Consider the following 12600-nt stretch of genomic DNA (forward strand, 5'->3'; position numbering starts at 1 on the left):
TATTATTCAATTTCAAAAAGCTTTTTCATGGTAGGGTTAATATAACAGTGGTGCCTAAACCTATCTTGCTATCTACCGCAAGCTGGCCTTTATGGTGTTCCATGATTGATTTAGCAATGGCCAAACCTAAACCAAGGCCTGCGTTTTCTTTGTTAGTACTATAATCTACTCGATAAAATCCGTGATATAAAAGAGGTAAGTGTTCTTTTGATATACCAATTCCATTGTCTTTTATACGGATTTGAATGCTGTCGTCTGTTCTTTTTTCTATGATGATTAGTATTCTTCCGCCTTTGTTGGTATAGGTCAGACTGTTGTCTATTAAATTTGAAATAACGCGCTTAAATAAATGCTCATCTACTTCAATCTGAGCCTCACCAAAAACTTGAATTTCTATGCCCTTTTCTTGAGCTATTGAATAATAATACTCAATAATTGAACTGATTAAGTGGTTTGCAGATAATGTTCTTAAATTTAATTGAAGTTGGCCGTGCTCACAGCGAGTTAAAAAGATCAGATTATCTATAAGTTGGGTTAAACTTTGATATTCTTCGAGATGCGTTTGTAATACATGTTGATAGGTTTCAATCGTTTGTGGTTTAGTCAGGGTAATTTCGGTGGCAGTTCTGAGGTAATGAATGGGATTTCGTAATTCATGAGCTATACTGGCTGAAAACTGCTTTATATGGCTAAATGCACTTTCTATTCGAAAGAGCATGTCATTACAAGTCGAAGCTAATTCTTCCAGTTCTTTGGGATTCCCTGTGTAAGGTAATCGTTTCTCTAGTGATGAAGCATTAATCGATGCAAGTTCTTTAGTGAATATTTTAATTGGCCTCATGCTTTTTTTTGCGAGCAAATAACTGGCAAGAATGATTATCAAAGTAGAAAACCAGAGTCCAACAAAGAAATTTTTAATACAAATTCGTGTTAATAAATAATTATAATGCTCATTATTCAAATGAGTATGATGGAGTAATTCTTTCATTGGAGGATAGATTAACCCTGTGATAATAGACAATATCAGTACGGTTGAACCAATAAATATCAGTAATAAGCGGTTAGTAATAGACATTGATTTAGCGAATCTCCAATACATAGCCGACTCCTCTGACAGTATGGATCAATTTAGTAGGATGATCATTATCCACTTTTTCCCTTAAACGCTTGATCGCTACATCAATGATATTGGTATTCGTGTCAAAATTAATGTCCCAAACTTGTTCAGCAATGACTGTCCTTGAAAGTACTTCACCATTTCGTTTCAACATAAACGTCAATAACATGAATTCTTTTGCTGTTAAAGGCAACTTTTTCTCGCCTCGTATTGCTGTATGCTTTTGTAAGTTTAGAGTTAAATCATCAATCTTTAATAAGATAGGATTCTCTTTGGGTTTTCTTCGTAGTAAAGATTTTATTCGGGCAAGGAGCTCGTTGAAGGAAAAAGGTTTAACAAGGTAATCATAGGCCCCCATTTCAAGCCCTTTCACACGACTATCGACATCGTCGCAGGCAGAGAGCATTAAAACGGGTAAATCAGGTTTTAGTTCACGAATCTTTTCAAGTACAGCCCATCCATCCATTATGGGTAACATAACGTCTAAAACAACAGCATCGTAGTTAATTTCTGAGATTCGATAGATTGCTTCCGCACCATCGTATACAGCATCTGCGTGAAATTGATATTCATTAAATCCTTTACAGATAAAATCAGCCGTTCTTTTATGGTCTTCAACAATTAATAATCGCATAATGCCGTTGTGTTCAAATTATGCTCAATTGTAGCATAAAAATGCTAATCATCATAATGAATTAGATTACAATTTTGTAATCTTGATGTCACTCTTCTGACAGATTTAATTGCTTATTATTAATTCATTTAATTGTTTGATGATACTAATATGAGCAAAAACGAGTCAGGTACAGCAAAACCGATTATAAAATCCACATTAATGTTTTTTAATAGCAAACTGACTGATTTAAATGATAAAAGACTTCAATTAAATCGTGGTAAAGGTTTAGCAAAGTATTTGGCAAAATCACAAAAAAACACAAGGGATCTTGCTCCCTTAGATGCGGTTTTGGGTGTGATGAGTTTTTCTTTGTATATGCTTCGATTTTCAGCTAACGTTGGTTTATTAGCGCATCTCATTTTAGTCGAATCGCAAGAAAAAACTAATCATAAAATACGAAGGGATATTTACTACAGTCTTTTAAATGATAGCTTGTGGTGCGTTGTTAACCTGACCCAGTTTTTTTGGTTATCTTATAGAAACTCAATATCTGCAGGCCTTCAAGGGATGCAATTAGAAACGTTGGCTCAACTCATCGATATTTTAGTGATGATTATTCGTTACCAACAAGACAAAAAGGAATATGACTTAAAATACAATCAGGCTATGGGTATGGAGCGCTCTCGTTTAGCAATTGAATGGCAGAATAAAGAATTAAATGGTCTTCGATCCTTGCTCACAAGCTTATCTGTAGTGATAGCTTTTGGATTATTTTCATTTTCAGCAGTGGCAGTACCACTTTCGCCTGTAATATCTTCTATCATTCTTATTAGTTCACTTTTACGAGTTTTAATCGATATAGAGAAAGATAGGCAATTAATACATCAACTTAAGCTTAATGAGACTAGTCGAGAACAAATCAAGAATGAACAATTGGCAATGACGAACGCTCGTATGAAAGATTTAAATAAAATAATTCTTAATAGCGTTTTTTTACCTATTGGTTTTTTTCTGTTGATCACAACTCCAATCCCTTTAACTATAATAGCCTGTGTAAGTATGTTATTGGTTCACTGGTTAATTACTAATTTAATTAATATGAGGTATTCACCAAATATCTCCGTATCCCCCACTATTCAAACTGCTGAATTATCTCTCTGCTGAAGTTGAGAGTGATGATGCTTGCTAAAAATTTTAAAGGCGTGTCTTTGACCCAAAATCAAGTATCCTATCTCATTTTATTCTGTGAAATTCATTGGTCTGCTTATTGAATTCCAAACCATCCGCCAGTATCGCCACCGGCCCAGCAACTGTTATTTTGGCAGGCGGGGATCTTTTCAGCACAAAGCTGTTTAAATTGATAAGCAGCACTGATGTCTTGATTTTTATATCCATCAGGTTGGCAAATTCGGGCGTCATATTGCCCTTTGACTCGAATTTGTCCCATGACTGAAATTGTTGGGGAAATGGCGTAGACACCTGTATTATGCGAATAACAAGCAATATAGCATCCTGGATAATCTACATAGCCGTTGTCGGTTGGCAGGAGTACTTTTTTTGCTCCCGGGTAAGGATGATTGACAACAGCAGACCCCTCAATGACGTAAACAGGAAAAGGTGAAGGGAGCAGATCTTTGTTAGAATTGGTAATATTCCCTGGTATATCAAGGGCAAAAGAGTTCGTAATTAATAAAATACCCGGAATAACATACAGTATTTTTTTCATTACTATTCCCTCCAAAAAATGCTTTTATATTGCACATATGGGATAATGAAAATTTAATATGTGCTTTTTATATTAAACATACCTTAGATTATAGGTTATTTTCATCGGAGGATCTGAGAAACCAATTTTTACCTTCGACCAGACGTGCAATCATCATGCTGCAAACACTATTGCTTGTTACGTTGACCATTGTCGCTATGGGATCAATGATGATGCTAATAGCAGCAACTGCAATTAAAACAGAAGGTGGAAAACCATACACTGACAAAATTAACAATTCTCCTAACATCCCGCCACTAGGAATCGCTCCCATTACTGTTCCTACCAACAAAGAAACTCCCAATGCCATCATAAGAACGGGCAAGCTGGCAAAAGGTAAATGAAAGATCCCGAATAAAAAGGCAATTTTAAAAACACCGCCCATGACTGATCCATCTTTATGAATTATGGAGCCTAAGGGTATTGATGTTTCATAGATTTCAGCAGGGATGCGCATGGATTTGGTTGCCATTAAGTTGGCAGGAATACTGGCGGCACTACTACAAGTTGCTATGGAGGTCGCTGCAGGAAGGAAAATATTTCCCCAGAATAGCCGGATACCCTGGGATTTTCCCGCCAAATAAGCATAGGCAGTTAAGGCGAAGAAAAAGTAGAACACTGAAGCGGTATAGTAGAGTATGGCAATGCGTAAATAATTTTCCATTAATTGGGGGCCTATTTCGCTTACTATTACTGCAAAATAGGCAAAAAAACCGATGGGAGCATAATACATAATCAGGCGAAATACTGACATGAATACATCTTCTCCTGCTTTTAAGAAGGAATTAAAAATTGTACCTTTATCTTTTGAATGGGCTACAGCCAATCCTACCAGGATTGAAAAAAGGACTAATGCCAGAATATGCTCATGGGAGAATAATTTTGAAAATTCAGGTACAGTAAAAATCTCAATCAAGCGTTCAGGGAGATTTGTCGGAGAGAGTTGCTTTGAACTTTCCAAGAGAATGGGCATGTTTTGCGCTGGAGGGAAAAGTAAAACTACGAAAAGGGCATAAATTGCAGCAACTATTCCTGTAAATAAGAATATGACTGTCATTGAGTAGAATATTTTGCCTAATTTGCCAATAGAACCAGTTCTTGCAATCGCTGAGGATACACTGAAAAAAATTAGGGGAACGATGGTAGTAAAAATCAAATTAAGAAAAATATCGCCAAAGGGTTTTAACCAGGCAACGTTTTGATTAAAAACATATCCTGTTAACCCACCAAGTAAAATAGATAAGAGCAAAATGATGGGGAAAATATAGGATTTAAGCGTATTGAATTGAGTTACCACGAGAAGACATCCTTTCTTTTAAATAATCCAGTTTGTGCCATTTGTTCCTTACAGTCACGTATAGAATAATGAGTTAAGTTGAGCCATGACTGTAAGGAGGTTTTAACTAAGGATCATTGAGTTATAATGACTCAATCCTGTTTTTATGTTGCAAAAGTTTATCTTTAGCCACTTGAGCCTGAGCTAATTTGTCTTTTTCTTTAGCAATGATTTCTTCAGGCGCTTTATCAGTGAATTTAGGGTTATTTAATTTACCCTGAGCCAGCTCGATGTCTTTATTCAATTTGGCAAGCTCTTTATTCAGTCTTGATAACTCTGCCTCCTTATCAATCAAATCTGCCATTGGAATCAACAATTCAATTTCACCCAATACCGCAGTAGCTGAAACAGGAACTTTCTCATCAGGAGCAAGATAATTAATTTTGTCTATCTTGCTTAGCGTCTTGAGAATTTTTTCATATTTTGCGATACGCTCCTTTAATTCAGGAGTAATATTGCGTATGTATAAAGGTATTAACTTGGCGGGTGAGATAGACATTTCACTGCGTATGGTTCGTAGTGATTGAATGGCTGACTTTAACCAATCCAATTCTTCCTCTATAGCGGGGTTTATGAATTCCTCATTGACTTTGGGATATGTGCTCAGCATGATACTAATCCCATTTTCACTGGTAAATTTGGTAGTTTTTTGCCAAATCTCTTCTGTAATAAATGGCATCAGAGGATGAAGAAGCTTCAATATTTGATCCAGAACATGAATTAAAGTTCTTCGCGTGCCTCTTTTCATGGCGCTTAAAGCCTGGTCATCCTGTAATATGGGCTTGGATAATTCTAAATACCAGTCACAATATTCATGCCAGACAAATTCATATAGCGTATTAGCGAGGAGATCAAACCGATAGGTTTCAAAATAGTGATGCACCTTACTTACGGTATTTTGTAGCCGGGATAGTATCCATTGATCAGCTGGGCTGTATTGAAATGCGCCATCCCCAAAATCAATTTGCTCTTCGTCTGTATTTAATAAGACATAGCGAGCTGCGTTCCATAGTTTATTGCAAAAATTTCTATATCCTTCAACTCGTCCTAAATCAAAACGCACATTACGCCCTGTTGAGGCAAGAGAGCAGTAAGTGAATCGCAGCGCGTCTGTTCCATAAGCGCTGATTCCTTCAGGAAATTCCTTACGAGTGGCTTTTGTAATTCTGTCACGAACAGAATTTAACATCAGGTTAGACGTTCGTTTGGCTATTAAAGAATCCAGATCAATTCCGTCTACAATGTCCAATGGATCCAGTACATTTCCTTTGGATTTGGACATTTTATGCCCTTCACTGTCACGAATTAAACCTGTTATAAAGACTTCTTTAAAAGGAATTTTCCCAGTGAACTTTAGTCCCATCATGATCATACGGGCAACCCAGAAAAATATGATATCAAATCCGGTTACCAGTACAGAAGTAGGGTAAAATTGTTCCAATTCGGGAGTACGCTCAGGCCAGCCTAATGTTGAAAAGGGCCAGAGAGCTGATGAAAACCAGGTATCCAGAACATCTTCATCTTGTTTCAAGGGAGTAGATTGATCAATTTTATGTTTAAAGCGAACATCGTTTTCACTATAACCTACATAAATATTACCATGATTATCATACCACGCAGGAATTCTATGCCCCCACCATAGTTGGCGGCTGATACACCAGTCCTCAATATTATCCATCCACTGGAAATAGGTTTTATCCCATGTCTCGGGAATAAAACGGATGTCTCCTTTCTTTACAGCAGCGATAGCAGGTTCTGCCAATGGTTTGGTTTTAACATACCATTGATCGGTTAATAAAGGTTCGATGATGACATTCGATTTTTCACCTCGAGGCACTTTTAATTTGTGAGGCTCTGTTTTCGCCAGCAAGCCTTCCTTTTCCAAATCTTTAATGATTTGCTCTCGGGCAACAAATCTATCCATCCCCTGATATTTTAAGGGGGCGTTTTTATTGATTGTCCCTTTCTTTGTTAAAATATTGATTTGTGGTAATTGATGACGTTTGCCTACTTCATGATCGTTAAAATCATGTGCGGGGGTAATTTTTACACACCCACTGCCAAATTCCTTGTCAACGTAATCGTCCGCAATCACGGGTATTGTTCTATCACATAAGGGCAGATGAACCTGCTTTCCAATAAGGTGCCTGAAACGTGAGTCATCGGGGTGGATGGCAACGGCACAATCACCTAGTAAGGTTTCGGGGCGTGTAGTTGCAACTATTAGAAATTCTTCAGAATCAACAACAGGATAGCGAATGTGCCAAAGAAAGCCATCTTCTTCTTCAGAGAGAACTTCAAGATCTGAAACAGCAGTGCCCAGTTTGGGATCCCAATTCACCAGGCGGGTTCCTCGGTAAATAAGTCCTTCTTCATAGAGCTGTACAAATACCTTTTGTACAGCAGCAGACAATCCTTCATCCATGGTGAAACGTTCTCGACTCCAATCTACAGAAGCGCCTAAACGTCTCATTTGTTGCGTGATGGTATTACCGGACTCTTCTTTCCATTGCCACACTTTATCCAGAAATTGTTCACGGGTGAGATCTTTTCTCGATACGCCTTGGGCTTCCAGTTGACGTTCTACAACAAGTTGAGTTGAGATGCCGGCGTGATCGGTACCGGGTTGCCATAATGTTTTGTCACCAAGCATGCGATGATATCTGGTTAATGCATCCATTATGGTGTGTTGAAAACCATGTCCCATATGGAGGCTTCCTGTTACATTAGGGGGCGGAAGCATAATACAAAATCGTTTACCCTCACCGCGTGGTTGAAAGTAATGATGACTTTCCCATTTTTTATAAAGGGCTTTTTCTATTGCTTCCGGAGAGTAAGTTTTGTCCATTATCGTATAGCCTATACTGGTAAAAACTCACAATTTTATCATAGAGTATGGGAATTTAGCCATTTTAAAAAAACAGGAACTCAGGAAAAAAATCATTATAGTCCTTTGGGTTTTAAATGGCCGATTCTCTAATGACCGTTGCTTGTCGCAGGTATCCACAAAGTACGGCTGCATGCTTCGGAGAAGACGAAACATGCAGGCTGTTTGACGAATTATTTTTAAAGATTAATAAGGCTTACGAAAAAATCCAAAGTCGAATTATTGGATCTCCGCAGGTTCGTTTGGCTTATGTCGATGATCTTCAGCTAAGTAGGTATATAAAGTAGGTACTACGAACAGTGTGAAACAGGTACCTATTAATAAACCTGTGGAGATAACGAGTCCTATGTCGAATCGACTTGCTGCTCCAGCACCGCTGGCAATAAGAAGAGGTATTACTCCAAACACCATGGCAGCTGTAGTCATTAATATGGGTCGTAATCTAATTCCAGCAGATTCCTCAACAGCAGCACGTTTATCAAGATTTTTTTCACGTTGCAAATGATTAGCGAAATCCACTATCAATATTCCATGTTTACTGATGAGCCCAATTAAAGTAATCAAACCCACTTGAGTGTAGATATTAATAGTCGCTACTCCAAGGTTAAGCGGGATAAGCGCGCCACAGATGGACATGGGTACGCTGATGAGAACGATTAATGGATCCCGAAAACTCTCATACTGCGCTGCCAGCACTAAAAAGATAACAACAATAGCAAAAAGGAATGCAAAGATGAGAGCACTTCCTTCTTGCATAAATTGCCTGGATTCTCCTCCATAATCATAAGTAAATCCCTTGGGCAAGACTTCCTGGGCTGCTTTTTGTAAAAACTCCAAACCTTGGCCTAATGTTTTACCTGGCATCATCACAGCCTGAATCGTTGCAGAATTGAGTTGTTGAAAATGGGTAGCTGCATTAGGTTGAGTTTTTTCGGTTGGGGTTATCACAGTGGATAATGGAACCATAGTCCCGTTTAGCGTTTTAACATAAATTTGGCCTAATTGTTCTATAGTAAGACGGAATTTGCGCGCCAGTTGTGGGATTACCTGGTAGCTTCGACCTTCCAGATTGAAGTAATTGATGTAGTTGCCGGATAGAGCACTTGTCAGGCTGCTTCCAAGCGCTCTCATATCCAAGCCCATTTCGGAAGCTTTTGCTCGATTGATGCTAAACTCCACTTGTGGTTGGTTAAATTTAAGGGAATTGTCTATGTAAATGAATAACCCGCTATTCCTGGCTTTTTCAGTTAACTTATTCGACACATCCATTAAGCTCTGGAAATCATTCGTTGTCTTAACCACAAATTGTACGGCAGGACCGCCACCGCCGCCTGGCAGGGGAGGGGGGACAATAGCGAAAGCATTAAGTCCAGCAATTTTGGATAACTTGTTTTGTAAAGGTTGTTTTAGAGCAAACTGACTTTTTTTCCTTTGATCCCATGGTTTCAATACCATTCCTGAAATAGGTTGGCTCATGTTAACCGTAAAATAGTTTTCTGTTTCAGGAAAACTTTTATAAATGGCATCAAAGGGCTTTGTATAGGCTTCTATGTAGTCTAAGGTTGCATATTGTGGAGCAGTAGCCATTACAAAAAAGAAGCCTTGATCTTCATCAGGCGCAGTTTCAGCAGCCGTGTTAGAATACAAATAGGGCAACATTAAAATCACTACCCCTGCTAACAGCAACATCATTTCTCGGGTATCCAATAAGCTATGAAGTGCATTCTGGTAAACGCGTTTCAGTTTGTTAAAAAACTCATCCAGAAAAATAGCAAATTTTCCACTAGTGGCTTCTTCGGATAGAATTTTTGAACACATCATGGGGGACAGCGTTAAGGCAATAACCCCTGAAATAATAACCGCACTTGCCAGTGTAAAAGCAAATTCCTTGAACAAAGCGCCAGTCAGTCCACTCATAAACCCTATTGGTGCATAAACAGCTGCCAGGGTGATTGTCATCGCAATAACCGGGGTAGCAATTTCTCTGGCGCCTATAATTGCGGATTCAAAGGGGGTTTTTCCTTCTTCCAAATGGCGATGTACATTTTCTACCACTACAATGGCATCATCCACTACCAATCCTATTGCTAACACAAAGGCAAGAAGGGTAAGCAAGTTGATGCTGTAACCCAGTATGAGCATCAAAGTACAGACACCAACCAATGACAGCGGAATAGTGACAACGGGAATAAGAACTGAACGAACAGAGCCTAAAAATAAAAAGATAACGATAATCACGATGACTGCGGCTTCAATGATAGTTTCCATTACCTCATGGATAGATGCCCGAATGAATGCTGTGGCATCGTATACTATTGTGCCAGTTAATGATGGCGGGAATTCCCTTACTATTGAAGGAAACAGTTTTCTAGCATCATTAATTACTGTGAGGGGGTTAGCAGTTGGTGTTGGAGTGATCGATATAAAGACGGCTTTTTTACTGTTGAAAGTCACTGAGCTATCATAATTTTGTGAACCCAGTTCCACTTTAGCGATATCCCTGAGTCTGATTATTGACCCCTTATCGCTTTTTACGATCAGTCTTTCGAATTCCTCAACATTATTCAAATCGGTTTTAGCCGTGACATTGATGGCAACGTATTCACTTTTAGTGCTTCCGGCTGCAGTAAGGAAGTTGTTACTGGCCAAAACAGCTGACACATCAGCCGGAGTGACGTTAAGCGCAGCCATTTTAATTGGATTCATGAATATTCGCATGGAATAAGTTTGACCACCTAAAATATCAGCCTTGGCTACTCCATCCACTGTTTGCAACTGGGGTTGAACGACTCGGGTAGCATAGTCAGTGATTTGCTGAGGGGTCATATCCTTACTGTCGAGACTAATGTACATCAATGCGGTTGATGAGTCTGATTTTTTCAAGATAACCGGTTGTTGTGACTCTTTAGGTAACTGATTGAGTGTTTGCTGCACTTTACTCATGACATCAGTAAAAGCAATTTGAGGGTCGAAATTCAACTTGATGTTTAAGGTAATTGTGCTAAGGCCTTGCTGACTGGATGAAGTCATATAATCTATTCCTTCAGCACTGGCAACAGCACTTTCAAGAGGAGTAGTGATAAATCCTGCTATGAGTTCAGCATCAGCGCCAGGATAACCGGTCATTATGGTTATGACTGTATTCTCCATTTTAGGGTATTGGCGAATTTGCATTTTATAGATGGAGTTTATCCCGAATAGAAAAATCAACATACTGACCACTATGGAGAGTACCGGGCGCTTGATGAATAGATCTGTGAATTTCATAAGTTATCCTGCAAAAAACTGACCATGATCCTAGTCGGTAGTAAAGAACAACAAGCCATATTATTAGAGCATGCTAATGTTATAAAATGATTTAAATACCGGGTTGCCAACACGATCTACTGTCCCAGTTGGTTGGGATCACTGTCTGTATCGAGTTTGACACTGTTGTTAATAACAACAGGGGTACCATTTTGTAATTTCAAGTCACCAGTACTTACGACCAATTGGCCTGCTTTAATGCCTTTCTTGATAACTGTGTAATTTCCCTGTTGCTCCCCTGTAGTGACGAATACCCGGTTTACAACCAACTGGTCAGTACCATCCTTATTCTTCTTACCTTCTTTACTTTTTTCAATGATATAAACAGCATTTCCATAGAGACTGTAAGAAATTGCTGTGGAAGGCACGATAATAGTATTAGGCTCTGCAGGTTGATCCACTTCAATGGAAGCAAACATGCCTGGGATAAATACAAAATTTCGTATTTTATTTTGTTTGTTTAATTCTGTACTGCAGGCCACAATCAGTTTATCTCCTCTGACTTGTTTACGTGCTTTGATAAGAGGAGATTTGGTTGGATCCTGAATTGCATCAGCAGGGCAGTTCGGTAATAGAGCTTGTACCTGAACATTATGAGTAGTTAGATCTACTTTAGAGTTTACTGCATGAATGACTCCTTCAAAGAGAATATTAGGAAATTCCTCTACGCGAAAGGTCACAGGCTGGTTAAGATGAATTCTTTTGTAATATTGCTCTGGCAAGTAAAATTCCAGGTAAAGGGGATCCAGTGATTGTAAAGAAACTATGGAGGTTTGTCCTGGAGTGACGTATTGGCCGAGGTTTACCTGGCGGATGCCAAGGCGGCCGGAAAAAGGGGCACCTATGTGTTTTTGTTTAATTTGCGCTTGAATCTGCTCTACTTTCGCCTGAGCCTGTTGCAAGTTAGCTTTGGCTTCATCAACACTGGAGCTTGGCGTGGCGCCACGCTTGAAGAGATCAGTTTGCCGTTTATAGCTGAGTTCTTTAAGCGTTAATTCCGACTGGTTAAATTTGAGCAATGCTTGATCGATGCTGTCGTCAATGGTGATCAATGGCTCATCTTTTTCTACGTATTGCCCTGATTCAAAATGAATTTGAACTACATTGCCAGATGCTTCCGAGTTGACATCAACTCCGTTGATTGCAACGAAATTACCTACAGCGTCAATGGTTGGCTTCCAATCGACTGCTTGAGCAACAGCAGAAGAAACGGTAACAGCAGGAGGCGCATAACTGGCGAAGAATTGTTTAATCATGTAAGCCTTAATTAGATTAAAAGCTATGATTCCACCGAAAACTACCAACAAGATTATTCCCATGATAGTCAATCGTTTATTCATTATCTTCCCCTGTTAATGCTTGAAAAAAATTTTAATTTAGCAAATATAACATAAACATTTACTTTATCATCTTATTGTTTGAGATGACTTATTATTTTTAATATTTTCATAGTTGTTTCTGCTTCTTCTCTAATAAAATTGAATTGTAATGAACTTTGATTTTATGGGTACAAAAAAATCCTATTGACTAAATTGAATACTTTGATACTATGCAGCTTCCATCTTACTAAGGG

General features: G+C 38.6%; 8 protein-coding genes. 1 reads left to right on the forward strand and 7 read right to left on the reverse strand.

What is annotated here, in order from left to right:
- Positions 1 to 25: 25 nt before the first annotated feature.
- Positions 26 to 1099: a copper-responsive two-component system sensor histidine kinase LciS gene (lciS, locus tag LPG_RS03540; protein WP_025862449.1), complete on the reverse strand. Its 1074-nt coding sequence runs from the start codon at positions 1097 to 1099 to the stop codon at positions 26 to 28.
- Complete coding sequence (gene lciR / locus LPG_RS03545; RefSeq protein WP_010946452.1) at positions 1080 to 1751, reverse strand: copper-responsive two-component system response regulator LciR; 672 nt, start codon at positions 1749 to 1751, stop codon at positions 1080 to 1082. The genes lciS and lciR overlap by 20 nt, the downstream gene beginning before the upstream one ends.
- A 132-nt stretch (positions 1752 to 1883) precedes the next feature.
- On the opposite strand from lciR, the gene LPG_RS03550 reads away from it, so the two are divergent.
- Positions 1884 to 2897 (forward strand): lpg0716 family Dot/Icm T4SS effector, encoded by a 1014-nt coding sequence (locus LPG_RS03550; protein ID WP_010946453.1) that lies wholly within the window; start codon positions 1884 to 1886, stop codon positions 2895 to 2897.
- A gap of 100 nt (positions 2898 to 2997) precedes the next feature.
- Here the strand turns inward: LPG_RS03550 and LPG_RS03555 are convergent, their stop codons facing one another.
- The 5 genes from LPG_RS03555 to LPG_RS03575 all read right to left on the reverse strand — a co-directional run bounded on the left by LPG_RS03555 (position 2998) and on the right by LPG_RS03575 (position 12367).
- On the reverse strand, positions 2998 to 3459 hold the full coding sequence (locus LPG_RS03555) for a hypothetical protein (protein ID WP_010946454.1): 462 nt from the start codon (positions 3457 to 3459) through the stop codon (positions 2998 to 3000).
- Positions 3460 to 3547: 88 nt separating this feature from the next.
- The gene (locus tag LPG_RS03560; protein WP_010946455.1) at positions 3548 to 4795 is read right to left on the reverse strand and encodes a dicarboxylate/amino acid:cation symporter; all 1248 of its coding nucleotides are present in this window, start codon (positions 4793 to 4795) and stop codon (positions 3548 to 3550) included.
- Positions 4796 to 4916: 121 nt separating this feature from the next.
- Entirely contained in the window at positions 4917 to 7682 is a 2766-nt protein-coding gene (locus tag LPG_RS03565) for a valine--tRNA ligase (protein ID WP_010946456.1), read from the reverse strand.
- A 258-nt stretch (positions 7683 to 7940) separates the two neighbouring features.
- Positions 7941 to 10988 (reverse strand): efflux RND transporter permease subunit, encoded by a 3048-nt coding sequence (locus LPG_RS03570; RefSeq protein ID WP_010946457.1) that lies wholly within the window; start codon positions 10986 to 10988, stop codon positions 7941 to 7943.
- 116 nt (positions 10989 to 11104) lie between these two features.
- Positions 11105 to 12367: an efflux RND transporter periplasmic adaptor subunit gene (locus LPG_RS03575; protein ID WP_010946458.1), complete on the reverse strand. Its 1263-nt coding sequence runs from the start codon at positions 12365 to 12367 to the stop codon at positions 11105 to 11107.
- Between the last annotated feature and the right edge of the window lie 233 nt (positions 12368 to 12600).

The organism is Legionella pneumophila subsp. pneumophila str. Philadelphia 1, from assembly GCF_000008485.1.
Classification (GTDB): Bacteria; Pseudomonadota; Gammaproteobacteria; order Legionellales; family Legionellaceae; genus Legionella; species Legionella pneumophila.

Coding starts and splice junctions, on each gene's coding strand:
- lciS (WP_025862449.1), bottom strand. CDS start 1,099: ATGTATTGGAGATTCGCTAAATCAATGTCTATTACTAACCGCTTATTA.
- lciR (WP_010946452.1), bottom strand. CDS start 1,751: ATGCGATTATTAATTGTTGAAGACCATAAAAGAACGGCTGATTTTATC.
- LPG_RS03555 (WP_010946454.1), bottom strand. CDS start 3,459: ATGAAAAAAATACTGTATGTTATTCCGGGTATTTTATTAATTACGAAC.
- LPG_RS03565 (WP_010946456.1), bottom strand. CDS start 7,682: ATGGACAAAACTTACTCTCCGGAAGCAATAGAAAAAGCCCTTTATAAA.
- LPG_RS03570 (WP_010946457.1), bottom strand. CDS start 10,988: ATGAAATTCACAGATCTATTCATCAAGCGCCCGGTACTCTCCATAGTG.
- LPG_RS03575 (WP_010946458.1), bottom strand. CDS start 12,367: ATGAATAAACGATTGACTATCATGGGAATAATCTTGTTGGTAGTTTTC.